Genomic DNA, 22,497 nt, shown 5'->3' on the forward strand with positions numbered 1-22,497 from the left:
CTTTCACTTGCTGGCCGATCGCTGGCTGATCCGCGGGATTGCGGGGCCCCTCCGGCTTTCTTCATATCCGTCGCCCGGAAGCGAGGGATGCGCGCACATAGCGGGATTCTGCGCGAATGCAAGCCAAACTCTCCCCTTGCCGGGGCGGAACGTGCGGGGCAGGGGGCCGTTGCCCGTGAAACTGAGGAGATAATGCGTGCCCGGCGGACTTGTAGCGCTTCTTGACGACATTTCGGTTATCGCCCGCACCGCGGCGGCATCCATCGACGATGTCAGCGTGGCGGCCGGCAAGGCCAGCAGCAAGGCGGCGGGCGTGGTCATCGACGATGCTGCCGTAACCCCGTCCTACGTGACCGGGCTCGATCCCAAGCGCGAGCTGCCGATCATCTGGAAGATCACCAAGGGCAGTTTCAAGAACAAGCTGCTGATCCTGCTGCCCGGCGCATTGCTGCTGAGCCAGTTCCTGCCTTCGGCGATCATCTTCATCCTGATGCTGGGCGGTGCCTACCTGTCCTTCGAAGGGGCGGAAAAGGTTCTGGAGAAGCTCGGCGGCGAAAAGCACGGCAAGACGCTGGACGACGTGATCGAGGATCCGGCCAAGTTCGAAAGCCAGCGCGTCAATGGCGCAATCCGCACCGATTTGATCCTGTCGGCAGAGATCATGGCGATCACGCTCAACGAAGTGGCCGCAGAATCGCTCTGGATCCGGGCAGGCGTGCTGGCCGTCGTGGGCATCGGCATCACGGTCGTCGTCTATGGCGCGGTGGCCCTGATCGTAAAGATGGACGATGTCGGCCTGCACCTGGCAGAGCGGGAATCGAGCGCAGCGCAGGGCTTCGGCAAATTCCTGCTGCGCGCCATGCCATGGTTACTGACGGCGCTGTCGTTCATCGGCACCATCGCCATGCTGTGGGTGGGCGGAGGCATCATCCTTCACGGCCTCCACGAACTCGGCATCCATGGCCCGTCCGACTGGGCACATGGCATCCAGCACGCGGTGGAAGCGGTGACCGGCGGGCTGTCGGGTATTCTCGGCTGGGCGACCTATGCCGCCATCTCGGCCCTGGTCGGCCTGGCCATCGGGTTCGTCATCGTATTCTTGCTGCACAAGGTCTTCGGCTTCGGCCACGGCGTGGGCGAAGGCGCCGAAGCGCACTGAGCGTCAGGACAGGCGTTCGAACACGCGCTGCGCGAATTCACTGAGCGTATCGTCGCGCGCGCCCATGACCACGATGCGGTCGCCCGGGCGCGCCATGCTGACCAGCCGGTCCTCGACGTCCTTGCGGGCTGGGACGTGCTCGGCATGGCCGCCGGCCTCGCCGATCAGCGCGATGATGCGCTCGCTCCCTTCGCTGCGATCGACGGTCCCGCCGAAGTAGACGGGGTCGGACAGGATCACGAGGTCGTCCTCGCCAAGCTCGGCGGCGAAGGTCTGGGCCAGTTCGGCACCCATCTGGCGCAAGGGGCCGTAGCCGTGTGGCTGGAAGAAGGCGATCACGCGGCCCGGATGCGCTTTCAGCGTTCGTAGGGTGGCGGCGCATTTTTCCGGATTGTGCCCGAAATCGTCGATCACGGTGATGGCAGCGTGCGTGGTGCCGACAATGTCGAACCTGCGCGCAAGGCCCTTGAAACCGGCCAGCGCCTGCACCGACTCCTGCACCGAAACACCGGCCGCGGCCGCTGCGGCAATCGCGGCGAGCGCATTGGCGAGGTTGTGCCGGCCGGGCATTTCGAGGCGAAGCGGATACTGGCTGCCATCGTGCCGGTCGACGACCAGCGCCGCCTGGCGCACCGGCCCTTCGGCGATGCTGTCGGGGACGATGCCGATCTGCGCCTTTTCCTGCTCGATCCCGAAGGTGATGACTTCCTTCGCATGCGGCAGCAGGGCGAGCGCCTCTGGATCGTCGGCATTGATGACCGAGATACGACTGCGCGAGAGGTAGTCGCCGAACAGCTGGCGCAATTCCTCCATGCTCTTGTGGTCGAGGCTGACGTTGAGCAGCACGCCCACAGCTGGGCGATACAGCGCGATGGACCCGTCGCTTTCGTCCACCTCGCTGACATAGAGGCTCTGCGATCCCACCACAGCGCTTGCGAAAGGCCGGTCGGGCGAGACGAAGTTCTTCATCACCGCGCCGTTCATGATGGTCGGAGCGCGCCCGGTCGCTTCCAGGATCCAGCCGAGCATGCCGGTAACGGTCGACTTGCCGCTCGTCCCTGCGACGGCGAGCCCGGCCCCGCTGGTGTTGAAGAGGATCGAATTGAGCTCCGCGCGGGTAAGCCGCAGGCAACCGAGCTCCGTGGCGCGTTGGATTTCCGGAACCGTGTCCTCGATCGCGGCCGAAGCGACGACGATCTGGTCGCCCGATATGATCCCGCTGCCGTCCTGCGGGTGGAGTTCGAAGCCCTGCCGTTCCAGCGCGGCGAACTTGGCCGGCGTGCGCCCCTGGTCGTGGCTGCGGTCGGAACCGGCCACGCTGCATCCGCGTCCTTTCAGGATCTGCGCAAGCGGCAGCATTCCCGATCCGCCGATGCCGACGAAGAAGAACGGGCGGGCAAACAGGTCTTCGGGGCTGGGGAAGTCAGTCATCGCGGTCTCGCTATGCAGTTGCAGCCGCCAAGACAAGCAGGCATGACGCAGGCGTGCACCGTCCCGTCCGAAAAGTCGCCATTTGCGCCCCCGCAACGCCTTTGAAACGCGAATATGCGGAGCGCGTGACCGCGCTGGCGGTGGCCGAGTTTCCGGACCTCGATCTGCATTTCCACGAACAATGCTTTGTCGAGGAAGGGCATTTTGCCGGGCCCGACGAACTCCGCCTTGCTGCCTTGCTCGAATGCGCGAACGATCCGGCAATCGGCACGGTGTGGTTCGCCAAGGGCGGCTACGGGTCGAACCGCATCACGCAAGGTTTCCTCGACCATGCGAACGAGGCGGCGAAGGCCAAGACCTATGTCGGCTATTCGGACTGCGGAACCTTGCTCGGCGCGCTCTACCGCAATTCCATTGGCCACGCGGTCCATGCGCCCATGCCCTGCGACCTGGCTCGTGAAGGCGGGGAGGATGCGATCCGGCGCGTACTCGCCTGGTTCGGCGGCGACAATGGCGGACTTGAGCCGGGCCTTGGCGAAACGCCTGCCGTCGCTTTCAACCTCTACACGCTCGCCATGATCCTCGGCACGCCCTTCATGCCGGACCTTTCGGGGCACGAAGTGCTGATCGAAGAGGTTGCCGAGCATGAATATGCCATCGACCGGCTGTTCTTCCACGTTACTGCGCAGCTGGAAGGCGTGGCAGGCATCCGCTTGGGCGAGGTCACGGCCATCCCCGAAAACGACCGGCCCTTCGGCGCATCGGTAGTGGAAATCGCGCAGGACTGGTGCAGCCGTAGCGGCATTCCTTATCTCGGCCGCGCAGAGATCGGGCACACCGCTACCAACAGGATCGTGCCCTTCGGCCTTGAGGCGAGCGGCACACGGGCCTAAGCGCCGCTCCCGAACAGGAGAGTAACATGACTGCATTCATCTTTCCCGGACAGGGAAGCCAGAAGGTCGGCATGGGCGTGGAGCTCGCCGAAGCCAGCGCGCATGCCCGCGAGGTGTTCGAGGAAGTCGACGACGCGCTGAACCAGAAGCTTTCCGCCGTGATGAAGGACGGCCCCGAAGGCGAATTGACGCTTACCTCCAACGCCCAGCCTGCGATCATGGCCAACTCGATTGCCACCCTGCGCGTGCTGGAAAAGGAATTCGGCGTCGTGCTGGCCGACAAGGCCGCCTGCGTCGCGGGTCATTCGCTGGGTGAATACAGCGCGCTGTGCGCGGCGGGCGCTTTCGGCCTTGCCGAGACCGCCAAGCTTCTGCGCCTGCGCGGTATCGCCATGCAGGACGCTGTGCCGATCGGCGTGGGCGCGATGGCCGCGCTGCTCGGCGCCGATATCGAGAAGGCAACCGCGCTCGCCGCTGCCGCTGCCGAAGGGCAGGTGTGCGAAGTCGCCAACGACAACGATCCCACGCAGGTCGTCATTTCCGGCCATGCCGAAGCGATCGACCGGGCCATCGAACTGGCCAAGGATCACGGCATCAAGCGCGGCATCAAGCTGCCCGTGTCGGCGCCATTCCACTGTTCGCTGATGGAACCGGCCGCCCGCCGGATGGAAGCCGCGCTGGCGGAAACCGCGCCTTCGGCTTTCACCGTGCCGATCTTCGCCAACGTCACCGCATCGCGCGTCACCGATCCTGCCGAGGAACAGCGCCTGCTGGTCGAACAGGTGACCGGCCGCGTGCGCTGGCGCGAAAGCGTCATCGCCATGCGCGAGGCGGGTATCGAACGCTTCGTCGAACTGGGCGGTAAGGTACTCGGCCCGATGGTCGGGCGCATCGACAAGGAGGCGGCGACCGTCAGCCTCGTCAACATGGAAGACCTCGAGAATTTCGCCAAGGAGAACGCATGATGTTCAGCCTCGAAGGAAAGACCGCCCTCGTCACCGGCGCCAGCGGCGGCATCGGTTCCTCCATCGCCCGCGCTCTTGCGCGTCAGGGCGCCCGCCTTGCGCTGTCCGGCTCAAACGCGGCCAAGCTGCGCGCCTTCCGCGAGGAGCTGAACGACGAATTCGGGCACGACCATGTCGAGATCACCTGCAACCTGTCCGACACGAAGCAGGTGGAAGAACTGATCCCGGCGACCGTCGACACGCTCGGCCGGATGGACATCCTCGTCAACAATGCCGGCATCACGCGCGACAACCTCGCCATGCGCATGAAGGACGAGGAATGGGACGAGGTGATCCGCATCAATCTCGAGGCGAGCTTCCGCCTGATGCGCGCCAGCGCGCGTCCCATGATGAAGGCCAAGGGCGGCCGCATCATCTCGATCACCAGCGTTGTCGGCCACACCGGCAATCCGGGCCAGATGAACTATACCGCGGCGAAGGGCGGCCTCACCGCCATGTCGAAGAGCCTCGCGCAGGAACTCGCCAGCCGCAACATCACGGTGAACTGCGTCGCACCGGGCTTCATCCGCACGGCGATGACCGACGCGCTGACCGACGACCAGAAGGGCGCGATCAATTCGCGTATCCCGATGGGCCGCATGGGCGAGGGTGACGAGATCGGCGCTGCAGTGGCCTATCTCGCCAGCGACGAGGCTGCCTATGTCACCGGCCAGACCATCCATGTGAACGGCGGCATGGCGATGATGGGATAAACCCCTTTTATCCCCAAGGAATCGGTCATGTAGCGGGCTGGCAGGGCGCTCAAGCCTTGCCCCCGCATACCGCCCCGCTAGGGTGGATATCCGTATTCCGGCGCTCAGGGGCGATTCCGGCCCTTCGCGCGCCCAACAGGGACGAAAGAAGGACCCATGAAGGCCACTATCGAACGCGCAACGCTGCTGCGCTGTCTCTCCCACGTGCAGTCGGTCGTCGAACGCCGCAACACCATCCCGATCCTGTCGAACGTGCTCATCGAAGCCGAAGGCGACGGGCTGAAGGTCATGGCGACCGACCTCGATTTGCAGGTGGTGGAGCACATGGACGCCGCCAGCGTGGAATCGTCCGGCGCGATCACCGTTTCGGCCCACCTGCTGTTCGACATCGCGCGCAAGCTGCCCGAAGGTAGCCAGGTCAGCCTCGAAACCGCGGAAAACCGCATGGCAATCAAGGCCGGGCGCAGCCGCTTCTCGCTGCCGACGCTGCCGCGTGACGATTTCCCGGTGATCGTGGAAGGCGACTTGCCGACCAGCTTCGAACTGCCGGCCAAGACCCTTGCCGAGATGATCGACCGCACGCGGTTCGCCATCTCGACCGAGGAAACCCGCTACTATCTCAACGGCATCTTCCTGCACGTGTCGGACGAAGACCAGCCGGTTTTGAAAGCTGCGGCGACCGACGGTCACCGCCTTGCACGCTTCACCCTGCCGCGTCCGGCAGGCGCGGAAGGCATGCCCGACGTCATCGTGCCACGCAAAGCCGTGGCCGAACTGCGCAAGCTGCTGGAAGAAAAGATGGACGGCAACGTCCAGATCGACCTGTCGGCCAGCAAGATCCGCTTCACCCTTGGCGGTGAAGGCGGCGTGGTCCTGACCAGCAAGCTGATCGACGGCACTTTCCCGGATTATTCGCGCGTCATTCCGACCGGCAACGACAAGCTGCTGAAGCTCGATCCGCGCACGTTCCACGAAGGCGTCGACCGCGTGGCGACGATCGCCACCGAAAAAACCCGCGCAGTGAAGATGGGCCTCGAGAAGGACAAGGTCGTGCTGACCGTGACCTCGCCCGACAACGGCACCGCGACCGAGGAACTGCCCGCCGAATATGGCGCGGACGGGTTCGAAATCGGCTTCAATGCCAGCTATCTCAAGGACATCCTCGGCCAGATCGACAGCGACACGGTGGAAATCCACCTGGCCGATGCAGGCGCACCGACGCTGATCCGCAAGGACGACAACAGCCCGGCGCTTTACGTCCTGATGCCGATGCGGGTTTAATCCTCGCAAAGGCCATTTCCTGCCGCTAGCGTCTCTCCCCGCAAGAAGGAGAGACGCCATGCAGCAGGTTCACGTCGACAAGTCTAAACTGGCCAGTGCCGAGCTGGTCGATATGGACCCGGGCGCGCTGGCCGATGGCGGCGTGCGGCTGGCAGTCGAAAGCTTCTCGGTCACGGCGAACAATGTGACCTATGCCGTGGTCGGGGACGGCTTCGGCTACTGGAATTTCTTCCCCGCACCCGATGGCAAGGGCATCGTGCCGATGTGGGGGCATGCGCGCGTCGTAGAAAGCAACAGCCCAGATTTCGCGGTGGGTGAGCGGGTTTACGGCTACCTCCCCATGGCGAGCCACCTCGACGTGATCCCGGGCAAGGTAAGCGCGTCGGGCTTCGTCGACATGGCGCCGCACCGCCAGCCGATGAGCCCGATCTACAACCAGTATTCGCGCCTCGCTGCCGATCCCGAACACGATCCGGCGCGCGAAGGCGAGCGGATGATCTTCGGACCGCTGTTCAAGACCGGCTTCCTGATCGAGTATTTCATGCGCTCGCAGGACTGGTTCGGGGCAGGGCAGGTCGTGCTGACCAGCGCATCGTCCAAGACCGCCATGGGGCTGGCCAGCGTTGCCAGGCGCCGCTCGCCGTCGGTTCGTCGCATCGGCCTGACCTCTGCCGGTAACGTCGATTTCGTGAAAGCGAGCGGCCTCTATGACGAGGTGCTGTCCTATGACGAAGTTTCCAGCATCTTGCCGGAGCCCAGCGTTACCGTCGACTTCGCAGGCAATGCCGGACTGCTCGGCCAGCTGCATCACCATTTCGGCGAAGCGCTGAAATACTCCTGCCTCGTCGGCGCGACCCATATCGAGGAGCGCGGCGGCGGCCTTGGCGGCGGCGCGAGCCTTCCCGGTCCGACGCCCACGCTGTTCTTTGCGCCCGACCATGCCGTCGCCCTGTTCAAAGAACACGGCCCTGAAAAGGCTGGCGCTATGGTCGCGGAAAGCTGGCACGGCTTCCTCGAGGACGCCGGCGGCTCGATCGAGATCGAGCGTCACCAAGGCCTCGGCGCGGCGCGCGACATCTTCGTCGAGATGCTGGGCGGAAAGGTCGATCCCGCAAAGGGGATCGTGATCGAACCCTAGATTTCGATCGCGATCTTGCCGAAGTGACCGCCGCTCTCCTGGTGGCGGAACGCATCGGCGAGTCGTTCCAGCGGAAAGGTATCGCTGATGACCGGTTTGATGCCGTTCGCCTCGATGGCGGCGATCATGTCCTGCTGCATCTTGCGGCTGCCCACCGTCAGGCCCTGGACCTTGAGGTTCTTGGAAAAGAGCAGAGCGGTCTGCACCGGCCCGGCAAAACCTGCCAGCACGCCGATCAGCGCCACGTGGCCACCGACGCGGGTCGCCAGCATCGACTGGTCGAGCGTGCCCGCGCCGCCGATCTCCACCACGCAGTCGACGCCGCGGCCACGCGTAATGGCCAGCGCCTGCGCGCCCCAGGCTTCGGTTTCGCGGTAATTGATGAGGTGGTCGGCACCCATAGCCTTCACCCGCTCAAGCTTCTCGCCCGATGAGCTGGTGGCGATGACCGTTGCACCCGCCGCTTTTGCAAACTGCAGGGCGAAAATCGAAACACCGCCGGTCCCCTGCACCAGCACGGTGTCGCCGGGCTTGAGCGAATAGTCCACGAACAGCGCGCGCCATGCGGTCAGCGCCGCGCAGGTCAGCGTCGCCGCCTCCGCATGGCTGTATCCGGCGGGTGCGCGCGTGAACCAGTGGGTGGGCGCGGTGACTTTCTCGCACGCATAGCCGTCGATCCCGTCGCCCGGCACGCGCGTGAAGGCGGTCTGCGGCGGTTCGCCGTCGATCCAGTCGGGGAAGAAGGTGCTGACCACGTGATCGCCGACCGCGAATTCGGTGACGCCTTCGCCGACCGCGCTCACCGTGCCGGCGCCATCCGACATGGGAATGCGGCTCTGCTGCGTCGGGATCATGCCCTTCACGACGGCATAGTCGTGATAGTTGAGCGAACTCGCCTTCAGGTCGACCGTGATCTCGCCGGGCCCCGGCGCGGCGGGGGCGTCGACATCGACGAATTCCAGGGCTTCGAGGGTGGAGGGCGATGCGCCGGTGCGGATCGCCTTCATTCTGCCGCCTCCGCCAGTTCGGCGCGTTGCGGACCGCGGATCAGCCCGCCCGGCGCTTCGCCGGTCCATTTGCCTTCGCGGAAGGTCACGACGCCGTTCTTGATCGTGGCGACGTAGCCATCGGCTTTCTGCAGCAGGCGCTTGCCGCCTGCAGGCAGGTCGAAGGCAAGCCACGGCTTGCCCAGCTTCAGCCGGTCCATGTCGATGATGTTGATGTCGGCAAGATAGCCGGGGGCAAGGACGCCACGATCCTCGAGCCCATAGAGCCTTGCGGTATCGGCACACTGGCGCTTGATCGCGTTTTCCAGTCCGATCGTACCGCGCGAGCGATCGCGCACCCAGTGTTGCAGCATGAAGGTGGGCGAGGCGGCATCGCAGATCGTCCCGCAATGGGCGCCGCCGTCCGACAGCGAATTCACTGTATCGTCGGCGTGCTGGAGATCGTGGAGGAAGTCGAGATTGCCATCCGCGTAATTGAGGATGGGCAAGTAGATGAAGCCCTTGCAATCGTCGCGGCAGAGCAGGTCATAAGCGTACTCGTCGCCCGAAACGCCTGCCTTGGCGGCGCGGGCCATGATGCTTTCCTCGGCGGTCGGCTCGTAATTGAAGTCCGGGTCCATCTCGAACTGCATGTTCCAGCCGCCGCAAACGACCATGATCAGGCCGATGATGTCCTGGTTGACCTCGGAAAAGTCGTGCTGCTCGGAAAGGAGCCTGGCCTTGAATTCCGGGTCGAGCAGCTTCGCCTTCTGCTCTTCCCACGGAAGCTCGGCGATTTCCTGCCAGCTTGGCTTGAGGCGGAAGGGGTGCACGGTGCCCTGCCACGCCATGACGATGCCGTTTCCGCGCAGCGCGATCTGGGCGACGATGTTCGCGCCATTGTCGTTCTCCGCGCGCATCGAGGCGATCTGCTCGTCGAGCGGCATTTCCTTGGCGATGGACTGCAGCGCGGCGAAAGTAACGGGAAGGCCGGTTTCGCGGCTCAGCTTGCCCATCCAGCCGAACTCGTCCCATTCGCGCATCATGTCGCTGGCCATTTCGAACACGCCGTGACCTGCGCGGCCCATGGCGCGGCCGATCTCGACCAGTTCTTCCGCGGTGGCCGTGGTACCGGGGACGACCTCGCCGTCGACATCGCGGTGAAGTACGGTGCGCGAGGTCGAGAAACCGAGCGCACCGGCCCGCACGCCTTCTTCGACGATGGCGGACATCTTCGCGATGTCATCCTCGGTCGGGATGGCGCCCGGACGCTCCCTGTCGCCGAGCACGTAGGCGCGGACCGAACCGTGCGGGACATGGGTGCCCACGTCGACCGTGCGCGGCAGCTTTTCGAGCGCATCGAGATATTCGGGGAAGGTCTCCCAGTCCCAGCTCATGCCTTCGGCCAGCGCGGTGCCGGGAATGTCCTCGACCCCTTCCATCAGGCCGATCAGCCATTCGTGCTTGTCGGGCTTGGCCGGGGCAAAGCCGACGCCGCAATTGCCCATGACGACCGTGGTGACACCGTGCCAGCTGGACGGGGCCATTTCCTGATCCCAGGTCGCTTGCCCGTCGTAATGCGTGTGGATGTCCACGAAGCCCGGCGTCACCAGCAGGCCTGCCGCATCGATCTCTTCCGCCGCGTCGCCAGAGACTTTGCCGACCTGCGCAATCAGGCCGTCCTTGATGGCAATGTCGCCGGTGAAACGCGCTGCGCCGGTTCCGTCGACGATTGTGCCGCCACGGATGATCGTATCGAATGTGGGCATGTGGTGATCCTCTCTCTCGGAAGAGAAGGTTCCACATTGCAACCGATATGTCTAGCGCGCTTTAGGGGGTTCGCTCGGGCATCCGCACGGCGAGCAAAATCCCGAGCCCGATGACGAACAGCAGCGAGATTGCGGCCATGCCGATGCGCTGGTCGCCCGACCAAAGGGTGAACTGTTCTACCAGCAGCGGACCCATCCAGACGGTGATGGTGCCGGCGATGGCATAGAGCCCGAAGAACTCGCCGCTGCGCCCGGGCGGGGCAAGGGTGACGAGCATGGTCCGGCTGGACGAGATGCTGGCAGTGGCGGTTACGGCAATGACGCTGATCGAGCAGAGGTAGACGAGGTCGGAAAGCGTCGGGAAGACGACACCGTCCCAGACCGTGAAGTTCGCGACCGTGCCGAACAGCAAGCTGTCCTGCGTGATGCTGAGCTGGAACAGGCCGACCACGATCATCGCGAAGATTTCGAGCGCGAGCGCGCGTTTGACGCCGACTTTCTCCTCCAGCCAGCCGCCGAAAATGCCCCCCGCGAAGGCCCAGGCACTGGCGAAGATCGCGTAGCAGAGCATCTCGAGGAAATTCCATTCGAGGAACAGCGCTACATAGACTGCACCAAGTGCCAACAGGGCAGCCATGGCGTCGGCATAGAACATCCGCGCGACGAGGAATTTCAGCAGCTCGCGGTAGGTGGCCGCCTCGCGCACCGTGCGCCAGACGCTGCGCGTCCCGTCGCGGAAGGCCACGCGCCAGCTAGCGCCGGGAACGCCGGGATCCTTTGCATGGAGGAAGAAGTGGATCGAAAACAGCGCCAGCCACACGGCGCAGATGGGGCCGGCGAGCCGGGCGTGTTCGAATTTGGCGAGATCGAGACCGAATTGCGGCTCGGCAAAGGGCCAGCCGACCATGGCGGGCAGGACGAACAGCAGGGCGATGGCGGCAAAGATCAGCGTCGCAGCGCCATTGCCGAGGCCCAGGCCGAGCCCGGAAATCATCGCCAGCCTGCGCGGTTCGCCCGACACGCTCAGCATCGCGTTATGGGTGACCTCGGAATAGGTGTAGCTGACATAGGCGATCACCAGCAGCGCCATGATAATGCCGACCGGCAAGCCTTCGCCGCCCGGCATGGCGAACCACAGCATTGCCGAGCACAGCGTTATGAGCCCGAGGAATATGGCGAGGATCGGCTTCAACCGCCCACCGCGATCCAGCGCTGCACCTAGAAACGGAGCGGTCAACGCGGCAATCAGGCCCGCCCATTTCGTGACCGATGCGATCGTCGCCTGACCCTGCGCATTGGCAGCGGCGCGGGCCTCGTCAGGGGGAAGGTCATCCAGCGCACCGCTTGCCAGCAGGTCCGCCCCGATGATGTCGCGCGCGAAATAGGGCGCGAAAATGTAGATGACGATCAGGATGTAATAGGGATTACGAGCCCATTCGAAGCTGGCCCACGCAAGGCCGGTCCGGCCGAGCGCACCGCCTTCACCGGTCGAGTGGCGGACCGGCTGGCTGGCCAGGGGATTGGCGGCAAGTGCGGGATCGGTGGCTATCGTCATTCCCCTCCCGACCCCGTTGCCCCGTTCAGGCGGCGCGGCCCAGTTCTTCGCTGGTGTCCGGTGCGTCGAGGAAGTCGCGCAGCGCCTCCACGCTTTCATCGGCATGGGTCAGCAGGAACAGGTGTCCGCCACCCTTCAGCACCTTGAGCTGCGAATTGCGAATAGCCGAGGCCAGGATCCTGCCATTGATCAGCGGGACGATCTGGTCGTCGTCACCCATCATGATCAGCACTTCCTTCGAAAGGAAGGGCAAGGCGGGCAGGCTGGTCCAGCCCAGCATGGCAAGCAGCTGGTAGAGATAGCCACGCGGCGACGGCGGCTTGAGGCGGCCGATGTGGCTGTCCTTCTGGTGTGCCGCACCGTCACGGTCCACGCCGCCGTAAAGCGTGGCGAAGTGTTCGTTCATGAACTCGGGATCGATGTAGCGGCGCGGGTCCGCCATCTTGGACAGCGCCGCCGGATTGCCGGGTACCATCAGCATGCCCGGCGTCGTCGCGGCCAGCACCAGCCTGCGTGTGCGCTTGGGATGCTGGAGCGCGAAGTGCTGTGCCATCGCGCCGCCCCAGGACACGCCCATGACGTCGCACAACTCCACGCCGAGGTGGTCGAGGACCTGCGATGCGGTCCAGCACATGGTGAAGGGGTTGTAGGGCATCACCGGGTCCGGACTTTCGCCGGTGCCGGGCATGTCGAACATGACGAAGCCGCGCTCGGTCAGCATTTCGGCGAGCGGCGCGACCGCCTCGATATTGGCGCCGATGCCGTTGAAGAACAGGATCGGCGGATGGTCCGATTTCTCGCCCAGCCGCCAGTGCGCAACGCGCAACGACCTGCCGCCTGCTTCGATCATCTCGACCGTCGCGGTCAGGCTTCCCTTGTTCGATGCGCTCACGTGTGTGTCCTGCAACCTGCCGACGGAAATGTCAGCACGCCTCCATAACGTAGAGACCGGGGGCGGGGTCCAGCGGTTCGTATTCCTTGTTCCCCAGTTTCGCAGGTGCTTTCTTCTGCTTGCCGGCGCGGGCCTGCACCCATTCCATCCAGTATGGCCACCAAGACCCTGAAACTTCTTCGGTTCCCTTCAGCCACTCGTCCGCAGTGTCGGGCAGCTTCTTTTTCGGGTCCTTCTGCACATAATAGCGCGCCTTGGGGTTTCCGGGCGGGTTGAGGATCGCCTGCATATGGCCCGAGTGCGACAGGACATAGGTAATGTCTTTCGAGCCGAAGAGCTGCGTCGAACGGTAAGTGGCCTTCCACGGGGTGATGTGATCGGTCACGCCGCCAAGGATAAACAGGTCGCTCGTCACCTTCGACAAATCGACCTTGTGGCCGACCATTTCCACCTCGCCCTTCTTGGTGAAGGCGAGTGATTCGAAGGCGTGCAGGAAATCACCCATGAGGGCTGCCGAAAGGTTGGTCGCATCGGCATTCCAGAACAGCACGTCGAAAGCGGGCGGGTCCTGGCCGAGCAGGTAGTTGTTGATCACGTAGTTCCAGATCAGGTCGTTCGGGCGCAGCCACGCGAAGCCGCGTGAGAGGTCGTCACCCTTGATGACGCCCTTCTTGGCGGCGCGGCGCTTTGCCAGCGCGAGGCCGTTTTCGCTGACGAGAGAACCTGCCTCGATATCGTTCTGCTTGGGGTGCAGCACGCAGACCATGAGGGTGAGCGCGCCGAGCAGATCGTCCTTGTCCGAGGCCATCTTGCTGGCGAGCATCGAGGCGGTCTGGCCGCCCGAGCAGCCTGCGGACACGTTGACCTTCTTCGAGCCGGTGATCTTGCTGACCGCTTCCATCGCCTCGCGGCAGGAGCGGACGTAGTCGGTCATGTCCCAGTGGCCCTGTTCCTTGCTGGGGTTCTTCCAGCTGATCACGAAGGTCTGGATGCCGTTGTCGAGCTGGTACTTCACCACCGATTTTTCGGGCGACAGATCGTTGATGTACATCTTGTTGATCTGCGGCGGGATGGTGAGCTGCGGGATCTCGTACACCTCGTCCGTGGTCGGGGCATATTGCACCAGTTCCATCATCTCGGTGCGCAGGACGACAGAACCCTTCGATGTCGCGATATTTTCGCCCAGCTTGAACGGTTTCTTGTCGACCTGGCTGACCATGCCCTTGTTGTGGACCATGTCGTCATAGGCGTTCTTGAGGCCCTTGATCAGGCTGAGGCCGCCGCTGGTGATCGCCATCTTCTGGGCCGTCGGGTTGCCGACCAGCGTATTGGTCGGGGCAAGCCCGTCGATGATGATATTCGAGATGAAGCGGGCGCGGTCCTTTTCGAGCTCGTCGAGCTCCAAATCCTCGAGCCATTTCGAAGCGCCCTTCTGGACGGCAAGGTAGTACTGCATGCCGGCGCGCATGAAGGGGTTGTATTGCCAAGCCGGGTCCTGGAAACGCTTGTCTTTCGGATCGGGGGCAAGATCGCTCTGGCCGGTCATGATCTTGACCATGTCCTGACCCATGTCCTGGCCGTGTTTCATCAGCCGCTGGGGATCCGACGCCGTTTCGCGCAGCATGACGGCAACCGCTCCGAAGATATCCTCGCGTGTGAGGCCGATAAGCGGGCCAAGAGCGCTGGTGGACTGGGCGGCTTCGTCTTCGAGCTGTGCCATGGGTATTCCGGGTCCCTTTCGTTCGTTCTTATGTCTATATCACTAAGCCAACACGTGTCGCTGCGCCAGCGTTCCGATTATCCGCGCGCTGCAATCATGTCGGCGATATCGACGAATTTCTCGCGCGGGGCGCCTTCGCGCGCTGCGGCGGCTTCGGCTTCCTCGATCTTTTGCCAATCGCGGAAAGTCACGATGTCGAGCCCTCGAGCCGCTGCCAATTCGTCGAACCCCTCGCGCCCGCGCTTGCGATTGCCCTGTCCGATGTCCTCTGCCACCAGGTCGATGACGCCATAGCCGTCGGGCCGGTTGGTACCGATGGTGCCGGTAGGTCCGCGCTTGGCCCAGCCGACACAGTAAAGGCCGGGAAGGATCCGGCCGTCGTCATTGGCGAACTTGCCCTGCCGTTCATCGAACGGGACACCTTCGATCGAAGAACTGCGATAGCCGATGCAGGTGATGACCAAGTCCGCGGGTACGCGGTACGTCTCCCCGGTGCCCAGGGCGCGGCCTTTCTCGATCACGGTCTTCTCGACCTCGACCGCGCTGACCTTGCCGTCCTTCCCCTCGAAGCTGACGGGGTTGGCGAAGAAATCGAACTCGATCCCGATTGGGGTCTCGCCATGAATGCTGGCCGGGATTGCCGCGAAATCGCGCAGCAGCGTAACCGATTTGCGCAGGCCCGGCTCGAGGATGAGATCGTCGTCCACAGGCGGCAGGTCTTCAGGGTCGACCATCGGGCTGGCCCGTTCGAGATGCATGAGTTCGCCCAGTTCCTTGGGTGTCATCATGATCTGGTGCGGGCCCCGCCGACCGAGGATTGTCACCGTTTCGAGCTTCGAGCCGCGCAGGGCGGACAGCGCGTGTTCGACAATGTCCGATCCGGCCATCTCGCCCTCTGTCTTGGACAGGATGCGGGCCACGTCGAGCGCGACATTGCCCATGCCGATGGCGACCGCGTGCTTGCCGGAGAAATCCGGATCGAGCGCGGCGAAATCGGGATGGCCGTTGTACCATCCGACGAAGGCCGCGCTGCCGAAAATATTGCCGAGATCTTCCCCCTCGACCCCCAACTGTCGGTCGTGCGGTGCGCCGGTGGCAAAGACGACCGCATCATAGAGGTCCTGCAGTTCCGGGACGGTCACATCGCTTCCGACGGTGACATTGCCGACGAACCGGACATTTTCGGTGAGCGCCGTCTTTTCGTATCGCCTCGCCACGGCCTTGATCGACTGGTGGTCGGGAGCGACTCCGGTGCGGATCAGGCCGTAGGGCACGGGGAGCTTGTCGAAGACATCGATGCGGGCATCGTCGCCCCACTTCTTGCCTGCCGCTTCTGCAGCGTAATAGCCTGACGGACCCGAGCCGATAATGGCGATGTGACGCATCTGCGGTCCTCTCCCCCGCTGAATGAAAAGCGACAATGCCTTTGGAAACCGCGCTGTGCAAGCGCGGGCCATCCCGCGCTCACATGTGGGTGCGATGGTTATGCATTGGGTAAGTATTTTCGATTAGGAAACGCGCAACGCCCGGCTTCGACCGGGAAACAAGGTTGCTATCGGATATTGGGATGAGCGGATTTTTCTCGAAGCGGTCGAAAGCCAAGGCCGGGGCATCGGGCAAAGGCGGCAAGGTTGCCGCTGCGAATGATACCGACGCGCCCCGTATGCTTTCGCGCCTTGAACTGCTCGACAGTTTCGAAAACGCCGGGCTGGGCTGGTTCTGGGCCAGCGACAGCGAAGGTCGCCTCATCTACCTTTCGCCTGCCGCGCTCAAGGAACTCGGTTTCTCCGAGGATGACGTCGTGGGCGCACCGTTGGCCGAATTTTTCCTGCAGGACGATGAGTGCACGCGCGAAGGGCGACCGTTCAAGTTCGTAGTGTCCGCGCGCGGTTCCATTTCCCACCACCCGGTGCAGATTGCCGGAGGGGGCAAGGAAAGCGGCCAATACTGGGAACTGTCAGGCGTACCGCAGTACGATGCCGGTCGGAACTTCCTCGGCTATCGAGGCAGCGCCAAGGACATAACGTCCTCTCGTTCATCGCGCCTCGATGCGGAACGTATGGCTCAGTTCGATTCCCTTACCGGCCTTGCCAACCGCCACCGCATGAACAAGCGGTTGGAATCGACGCTCAAGGCGTTCCAAGCCTCGCAGCGCAGTTGCGCGCTGCTGATGCTCGACCTCGACCGCTTCAAGCAGGTCAACGATACGCACGGCCATCCGGCTGGAGACGAATTGCTCAAGCAGGTGGCCAACCGGATCGAACGGATCATCGGCAACAAGGGCGAGATCGCGCGCCTAGGTGGTGACGAATTCCAGGTCATGTTGCAGGATATGGATGATCGCGCAGAACTTGGCGAACTGGCCGATCGCCTGATCAAGATGATCTCGCAGCCCTACCAGATCAACAACACCCGCGTCTCGATCGGCACGTCGGTCGGTGTGGCTGTGTCTCCGTTCGATGGCGTCGAGCCCGAAGAACTGGTCAAGGCTGCCGACCTCGCTCTCTATGGTGCGAAAGCCAAGGGCAAGGGTTGTTACCGCTTCTACAATATTGACATGCGGGACGGCGCGCAGACCCGCAACCGGATCGAGATGGACTTGCGCCAGGCGATCGAGGACGGCGACCTGCGCATGTTTTACCAGCCGATCGTCAAGGCGAAGGACCACACGCTCCATTGCCTCGAGGCGCTGATGCGCTGGGAACACCCGGAACGGGGCTTTATCCCGCCCTCCCAATTCATTCCCGTAGCCGAGGAAATCGGCATGATCACGGAACTGGGTGATTGGGCACTGCGAGAAGTTTGCCGCGATGCAGCCAAGTGGCCGTGCGAATTGCGCGTTGCAGTCAACGTGTCGGCGATCCAGTTTGCCAATGACGACTTCCCCAAGAAGCTGAAGGAAGTACTGCGCGAGACAGGCATGCCGGCAAGCCGCCTCGAACTCGAGATCACCGAGAGCGTGTTCGTTGGCGATGCAGATCGCACGCAGACCATGTTCGAGGAATTGAAGCGCATCGGTGTACGCCTCGCGCTGGACGATTTCGGCACTGGCTATTCCTCGCTCAGCTACTTGCAGAAGGCCCCGTTCGACAAGATCAAGATCGACCAGGCTTTCGTTCGCGGTGCAACCGAGAAGGGCAACAACAATCCGGCCATCATGTCGGCCATCGTGAACCTTGCCGAATCTCTCGGCATGGAGACCGTTGCCGAGGGCGTCGAAACGAAGGACGAGCTGGAACTCGTGGAAGCACGCGGCGCCAGCCACATCCAGGGCTTCATTTTTTCGCCTGCGATCAACAACGAAGAACTGCTCGATCGCCTTGGAAGCCAGCAGCTGCAGTACGAACCGCGCGGTCCCGAGCGCTTCCGTGCAGAGCGCAAGAGCGTCTATCGCCGTGTCGGCCTGATTCACGAGGATCACCGCTATCATGTGATGATGCGCGATCTTTCGAAGACCGGTGCCCGCGTGGAAGGGCTGCTCAACGTCCCTATTGGTACCCACGTGGTTCTGGATCTTGGCGGCGGCCAGCTGGCTGTTGGCACTGTCCGCCGTTCGGATGGTTTCACGCAAGGCCTCGAATTCGAGACGCCGCTCATCAGCGACGGTTCGGACGGCCTTTGTACGCGGCACCGCGTTTCGCCCTACGAAATAGCAGCCGCGGCGAACCAGCCACTCGCGAGCCTTCCGGAAGACCCTTACGCTATCCTTATGGCCGAAAACATCGCCAACGGGACGCGCAGGCAGTTCCTGGAAGTCGACACCAGCAACCGGTCACGCAAGAAAAAAGCCGGTTGATCGGGGACATTTACGCTTGGTGTTAGGCTAAAAATAACCATTCCAGCCTAGACCTCGTAAAGAGAGTTCAACGTTTTCGAGGTCGACCCGCCATGGGGGCCATGCCCTTTTCCAACCTGTTTTCCTCGCGCAAGGACGCGGGCGATGTGGTTGGCCAGTGCACATTTGCGGTCTCCGACAAGGCGCGGATCGTCGACGAAATCGAAGCGAGCGGCGTGCTGGGTTTCTGGGCCACCGACCGCCAGGGCAACGTCGCCTACATTTCTCCTGCCATTGCCGCACGCCTCGGATCGACGCAGGATGACCTGATCGGAACCCCGCTCCAGCAAGTCCTCATCCCGATCGAAGGAGAGACGGATGGCCGTTCGCTCGGCCTGAAGCTCAATACCCGCAAATCCTTCGCAAATTTGTCGACGCAGGCCCAGGCGCCGGGCAATGATGCGGTGCTCAGCCTTTCTGGCCGCCCATTTTACGACGAGCAGACGGAATTTTCCGGTTTCCGCGGCAGTGTCGTCGACGTCACTGAAGAATTCCGCGCCGAAGAGGAGGCCAACCGCCTCGCCAAGTTCGATTCGCTGACCGGCCTCGCAAACCGGCACCGGATGGAGCAGCGCATCGATTCCACGCTGCATGCCTTCTGCGCCGCCAAGCGAACCGCTGCGCTCATGATGCTCGACCTCGACCGGTTCAAGCAGGTCAACGATACTCTCGGCCATGCCGCCGGCGACCAGTTGCTCCAGCAGGTGGCGGACCGCCTTCGCAGCGCTGTCGGCAGCCGCGGCGAGATCGGACGTCTCGGTGGCGACGAATTCCAAGTCCTCATCCCCGACATGGATGACCGCGGCGAGCTGGGCGAAATCGCCAAGAAGATCATCCAGATGCTCTCGCAGCCTTATTCGGTCGAAGAAGGTCGTTGCACCATCGGTTGCTCTGTCGGGGTGGCGATCGCACCCTATGACGGCGTCAAGCGCGAGGAACTGACCCGTGCGGCAGACCTAGCGCTTTATGCCTCGAAGAACGGCGGACGCGGCCAGTTCCGCTTCTATGCGGCGGACCTCGAGCACGAAGCAAATCTGCGCAAGCGGATGGAAGAAGACCTCGCCAGCGCGATCGAGAATGGCAACTTCACCATCGAATACCAGCCGGTGGTCGAACTGGGCTCGAACAAGGTCATCGGCCTCGAAGCGAAATATTCCTGGGAAGACGAGGACCGCGGCCGCGTCTCGCCCGAAACTTTCCTTCCCATTGCCGAAGGCAGCCGCCTGATCGTTCCGATCGGCGAATGGGCTTTGCGCAGGGCCTGCGAGGACGCGGTGAAGTGGCCGGGTAGCCTGCGCCTCTCGCTCAACATCTCGCCGGTCCAGTTCGAAGCCAACGGATTTGTCGAGCTGGTCGGCAAGATACTGGACGAAACGGGCCTCGATCCGTCGCGTCTCGAACTCGAACTCAACGAGTCGGTCCTGCTCGGCGATGCCTCCAAGGTCGACGCTGCCCTCGGTCAGCTGTTCAAGCTGGGCGTGCGGCTGACGCTGGACCAGTTCGGCACGGGCATGTCCTCGCTTGCCTATCTGCGCCGCGCCCCGTTCAATACGCTCAAGATCGGCGCGAAGTTCTTCGAACCGGTGCTCGGAAACGATCTCGGCGACATGGACCTAGTGCGCGCGGTGGTGGCTCTCGCCAATGCAATGGGCATGGAAACGGCCGCGTCGGGCGTGCATGCGTTGCCGTTGATGGAAGAGCTGCACCACCTCGGCGTAAATCAGGTGCAGGGCTACGTCTTCTCCGACGCCATCGGTCACGACGCCGTGATGCAGGAAATCACGAGCGGCGAGTGGGTGCTCAAGCCTACCGACCAGGGAAGCCAGCGCGCCAATCGCCGCACCGTTTTCCGCCGCATCGGCCTGATCCACGAAGACCATTACTACGACGTGACGCTGCGCAACCTGTCGCGCACGGGGGCCATGATCGAAGGGCTCGAAGACGTGCCGGTGGGTACGATGTTCGTGCTCGATTTCGGTGGTGGCCAGCTGGCTGTGTGTACCGTGCGCCGGACGATGGGGGATACGCAGGGTCTCGAATTCGAGCAGGAACTGGTCGACGACGGGGCGGGCGGTCTTTGCACCCGGCACCGTGTCAGCCCCTACGAACTCGCTGTTGCCGGTGCGCCCTTGCAGGCCCTCCCGGCCGGCAAGCACGCCATGGCAGAACAAGCGCCGGCCAATGCCGGTTTCGCCAAGTTCAAACTCTCGCCCAACGCGCCCAGCCAGAACCAGAACTGAGCGCGTTGCAGCGCTCTAATTCCGGCTGACAGCGCAGTTTTGCGCCGCTAAAGGCGCGGGGCAATGACTGACCTTTCCAAGATCCGCAATTTCTCGATCATCGCTCATATCGATCACGGCAAGTCGACGCTCGCCGACCGGCTGATCCAGTTCACGGGCGGGCTGACCGACCGCGAGATGTCCGAGCAAGTCCTTGATAACATGGACATCGAGAAGGAGCGCGGCATCACCATCAAGGCGCAGACCGTGCGCCTCAACTACACCGCCAAGGATGGCGAGACCTATGAGCTCAACCTCATGGACACGCCCGGCCACGTCGACTTCGCCTACGAGGTCTCGCGCTCCCTGGCAGCCTGCGAAGGCGCGCTGCTGGTGGTCGACGCCGCGCAGGGCGTGGAAGCCCAGACCCTCGCCAACGTCTACCAGTCGATCGAGCACGACCACGAGATCGTCCCCGTCATCAACAAGATCGACCTGCCCGCCGCCGAACCCGACAAGGTCCGCGCCGAGATCGAGGACATCATCGGCCTCGACGCATCGGACGCCGTCCTCACCAGCGCCAAGTCCGGCATCGGCATCGAGGATACGCTGGAAGCCCTCGTCGCCCGCATCCCGCCGCCGCAGGGCGACCGCGATGCACCGCTGAAGGCCATGCTGGTCGATTCATGGTACGACCCCTACCTCGGCGTGGTCATCCTCGTGCGCGTGATGGACGGGGTGATCAAGAAGGGCCTCAGCATCAAGTTCATGCAGGGCGGCACGCAGCACCTCATCGACCGCGTCGGCTGCTTCACCCCCAAGCGCACCGACCTGCCCGAACTCGGGCCGGGCGAGATCGGCTTCATCACCGCCCAGATCAAGGAAGTCGAACAGGCCCGCGTCGGCGACACCATCACCACGGTGAAGGGCGGGGCGGACAAGGCGCTGCCCGGCTACAAGGAAGTGCAGCCGGTGGTCTTCTGCGGCCTCTTCCCGGTCGACGCGGCCGAGTTCGAGAAGCTGCGCGAAAGCATCGGCAAGCTGCGCCTCAACGACGCCAGCTTCAGCTACGAGATGGAAAGCAGCGCCGCGCTCGGCTTCGGATTTCGCGCCGGCTTCCTCGGCCTGCTGCACTTGGAGATCATCCAGGAACGCCTGAGCCGCGAATACGACCTCGACCTTATCACCACGGCCCCGTCCGTGGTGTACCGCGTGCACCTCGCCCATACCAAGACCGAGGATGCCAAGGTCATCGACATCCACAACCCCGCCGACTGGCCGGACGTGAACCGGATCGACATGGTGGAGGAACCGTGGATCAAGGCGACGATCTACACGCCCGACGATTATCTCGGCGCGATCCTGAAGCTGTGCCAGGACCGCCGCGGCATCCAGACCGACCTCACCTATGTCGGCGGCCGCGCGCAGGTGACCTACGAGCTGCCGCTGAACGAGGTAGTGTTCGATTTCTACGACCGCCTGAAGTCGATCAGCCGCGGCTATGCCAGCTTCGATTACGAACAGATCGGCCTGCGCGAAGGCGACCTCGTGAAGATGAACATCCTCGTCAACAACGAGCCGGTCGACGCGCTATCGCTGATCGTCCACCGCGCTGTGGCGGAAGAACGCGGCCGCGGCATGTGCGAACGGCTGAAGGATCTCATCCCGCGCCATTTGTTCAAGATCCCGATCCAGGCCGCGATCGGCGGCAAGATCATCGCCCGCGAAACCATCGCCGCCCTTCGCAAGGACGTCACCGCCAAGTGCTACGGCGGCGACATCACGCGCAAGAAGAAGCTGCTGGAGAAGCAGAAGAAGGGCAAGGCCCGGATGCGCGAGTACGGGAACGTGAGCATCCCGCAGGAGGCGTTTATTGCCGCGCTGCGGATGGGGGAGGAGTGA

At 63.4% G+C, this 22,497-nt stretch carries 16 protein-coding genes; 9 read left to right on the top strand and 7 right to left on the bottom strand.

The genetic code is table 11. The features are described from left to right. The first annotated feature begins 196 nt into the window (after positions 1–196). Entirely contained in the window at positions 197–1,159 is a 963-nt protein-coding gene (locus LC083_RS12155; RefSeq protein ID WP_226700604.1) for a DUF808 domain-containing protein, read from the top strand. A gap of 3 nt (positions 1,160–1,162) precedes the next feature. Here LC083_RS12155 and LC083_RS12160 read toward each other — a convergent pair whose 3' ends face one another. After that, complete coding sequence (locus LC083_RS12160; protein WP_226700605.1) at positions 1,163–2,590, bottom strand: glutamate ligase domain-containing protein; 1,428 nt, start codon at positions 2,588–2,590, stop codon at positions 1,163–1,165. 53 nt (positions 2,591–2,643) lie between these two features. Between LC083_RS12160 and LC083_RS12165 the strand changes: the two genes are divergently transcribed. From LC083_RS12165 to LC083_RS12185, 5 genes are all read left to right on the top strand, one after another. Beyond that, positions 2,644–3,483, top strand: coding sequence for an LD-carboxypeptidase (locus tag LC083_RS12165; RefSeq protein ID WP_226700606.1), 840 nt, complete (start codon positions 2,644–2,646; stop codon positions 3,481–3,483). Positions 3,484–3,509: 26 nt separating this feature from the next. Beyond that, positions 3,510–4,448 (top strand): ACP S-malonyltransferase, encoded by a 939-nt coding sequence (fabD, locus tag LC083_RS12170; protein WP_226700607.1) that lies wholly within the window; start codon positions 3,510–3,512, stop codon positions 4,446–4,448. Continuing rightward, positions 4,448–5,200, top strand: a complete 753-nt coding sequence (gene fabG / locus LC083_RS12175; protein WP_160609051.1) for a 3-oxoacyl-[acyl-carrier-protein] reductase — start codon at positions 4,448–4,450, stop codon at positions 5,198–5,200. Before fabD ends, fabG begins: the two co-directional genes overlap by 1 nt. 156 nt (positions 5,201–5,356) lie before the next feature. Further along, positions 5,357–6,481 (top strand): DNA polymerase III subunit beta, encoded by a 1,125-nt coding sequence (gene dnaN, locus LC083_RS12180; RefSeq protein WP_226700608.1) that lies wholly within the window; start codon positions 5,357–5,359, stop codon positions 6,479–6,481. A 58-nt stretch (positions 6,482–6,539) separates the two neighbouring features. Continuing rightward, positions 6,540–7,619, top strand: a complete 1,080-nt coding sequence (locus LC083_RS12185; protein WP_226700609.1) for a DUF2855 family protein — start codon at positions 6,540–6,542, stop codon at positions 7,617–7,619. Here the strand turns inward: LC083_RS12185 and LC083_RS12190 are convergent. The 6 genes from LC083_RS12190 to LC083_RS12215 form a co-directional block, all read right to left on the bottom strand. After that, positions 7,616–8,626 carry a zinc-dependent alcohol dehydrogenase family protein gene (locus LC083_RS12190; RefSeq protein WP_226700610.1) on the bottom strand — a complete coding sequence of 337 codons (1,011 nt, stop codon included), beginning with the start codon at positions 8,624–8,626 and terminating at the stop codon, positions 7,616–7,618. The two genes, LC083_RS12185 and LC083_RS12190, sit on opposite strands and share 4 nt — an antisense overlap. Beyond that, on the bottom strand, positions 8,623–10,374 hold the full coding sequence (locus tag LC083_RS12195) for an N-acyl-D-amino-acid deacylase family protein (RefSeq protein ID WP_226700611.1): 1,752 nt from the start codon (positions 10,372–10,374) through the stop codon (positions 8,623–8,625). The genes LC083_RS12190 and LC083_RS12195 overlap by 4 nt, the downstream gene beginning before the upstream one ends. A gap of 61 nt (positions 10,375–10,435) precedes the next feature. Then, positions 10,436–11,929, bottom strand: a complete 1,494-nt coding sequence (locus LC083_RS12200) for an MFS transporter (protein WP_226700612.1) — start codon at positions 11,927–11,929, stop codon at positions 10,436–10,438. 25 nt (positions 11,930–11,954) lie between these two features. Continuing rightward, positions 11,955–12,821 carry an alpha/beta fold hydrolase gene (locus LC083_RS12205; RefSeq protein ID WP_413469460.1) on the bottom strand — a complete coding sequence of 289 codons (867 nt, stop codon included), beginning with the start codon at positions 12,819–12,821 and terminating at the stop codon, positions 11,955–11,957. Positions 12,822–12,852: 31 nt separating this feature from the next. Beyond that, the gene (locus LC083_RS12210) at positions 12,853–14,541 is read right to left on the bottom strand and encodes a PHA/PHB synthase family protein (RefSeq protein WP_226700613.1); all 1,689 of its coding nucleotides are present in this window, start codon (positions 14,539–14,541) and stop codon (positions 12,853–12,855) included. A gap of 77 nt (positions 14,542–14,618) precedes the next feature. After that, positions 14,619–15,926 (bottom strand): FAD-dependent oxidoreductase, encoded by a 1,308-nt coding sequence (locus tag LC083_RS12215; protein WP_226700614.1) that lies wholly within the window; start codon positions 15,924–15,926, stop codon positions 14,619–14,621. 182 nt (positions 15,927–16,108) lie between these two features. Here LC083_RS12215 and LC083_RS12220 point away from each other — a divergent pair, with 182 nt between their 5' ends. The 3 genes from LC083_RS12220 to lepA all read left to right on the top strand — a co-directional run bounded on the left by LC083_RS12220 (position 16,109) and on the right by lepA (position 22,497). After that, positions 16,109–18,337: an EAL domain-containing protein gene (locus tag LC083_RS12220; protein WP_226700615.1), complete on the top strand. Its 2,229-nt coding sequence runs from the start codon at positions 16,109–16,111 to the stop codon at positions 18,335–18,337. A gap of 92 nt (positions 18,338–18,429) precedes the next feature. After that, complete coding sequence (locus tag LC083_RS12225) at positions 18,430–20,616, top strand: EAL domain-containing protein (RefSeq protein WP_226700616.1); 2,187 nt, start codon at positions 18,430–18,432, stop codon at positions 20,614–20,616. Between the two features lie 63 nt (positions 20,617–20,679). Further along, on the top strand, positions 20,680–22,497 hold the full coding sequence (gene lepA / locus LC083_RS12230) for a translation elongation factor 4 (protein ID WP_226700617.1): 1,818 nt from the start codon (positions 20,680–20,682) through the stop codon (positions 22,495–22,497).

This window comes from Qipengyuania gaetbuli, from assembly GCF_020524765.1.
Taxonomy (GTDB): domain Bacteria; phylum Pseudomonadota; class Alphaproteobacteria; order Sphingomonadales; family Sphingomonadaceae; genus Qipengyuania; species Qipengyuania gaetbuli_A.

Coding starts and splice junctions, on each gene's coding strand:
- lepA (WP_226700617.1), top strand. CDS start 20,680: ATGACTGACCTTTCCAAGATCCGCAATTTCTCGATCATCGCTCATATC.
- LC083_RS12215 (WP_226700614.1), bottom strand. CDS start 15,926: ATGCGTCACATCGCCATTATCGGCTCGGGTCCGTCAGGCTATTACGCT.
- LC083_RS12190 (WP_226700610.1), bottom strand. CDS start 8,626: ATGAAGGCGATCCGCACCGGCGCATCGCCCTCCACCCTCGAAGCCCTG.
- LC083_RS12185 (WP_226700609.1), top strand. CDS start 6,540: ATGCAGCAGGTTCACGTCGACAAGTCTAAACTGGCCAGTGCCGAGCTG.
- LC083_RS12210 (WP_226700613.1), bottom strand. CDS start 14,541: ATGGCACAGCTCGAAGACGAAGCCGCCCAGTCCACCAGCGCTCTTGGC.
- LC083_RS12200 (WP_226700612.1), bottom strand. CDS start 11,929: ATGACGATAGCCACCGATCCCGCACTTGCCGCCAATCCCCTGGCCAGC.
- dnaN (WP_226700608.1), top strand. CDS start 5,357: ATGAAGGCCACTATCGAACGCGCAACGCTGCTGCGCTGTCTCTCCCAC.
- LC083_RS12160 (WP_226700605.1), bottom strand. CDS start 2,590: ATGACTGACTTCCCCAGCCCCGAAGACCTGTTTGCCCGCCCGTTCTTC.
- LC083_RS12195 (WP_226700611.1), bottom strand. CDS start 10,374: ATGCCCACATTCGATACGATCATCCGTGGCGGCACAATCGTCGACGGA.
- fabD (WP_226700607.1), top strand. CDS start 3,510: ATGACTGCATTCATCTTTCCCGGACAGGGAAGCCAGAAGGTCGGCATG.
- LC083_RS12220 (WP_226700615.1), top strand. CDS start 16,109: ATGAGCGGATTTTTCTCGAAGCGGTCGAAAGCCAAGGCCGGGGCATCG.
- LC083_RS12225 (WP_226700616.1), top strand. CDS start 18,430: ATGGGGGCCATGCCCTTTTCCAACCTGTTTTCCTCGCGCAAGGACGCG.
- fabG (WP_160609051.1), top strand. CDS start 4,448: ATGTTCAGCCTCGAAGGAAAGACCGCCCTCGTCACCGGCGCCAGCGGC.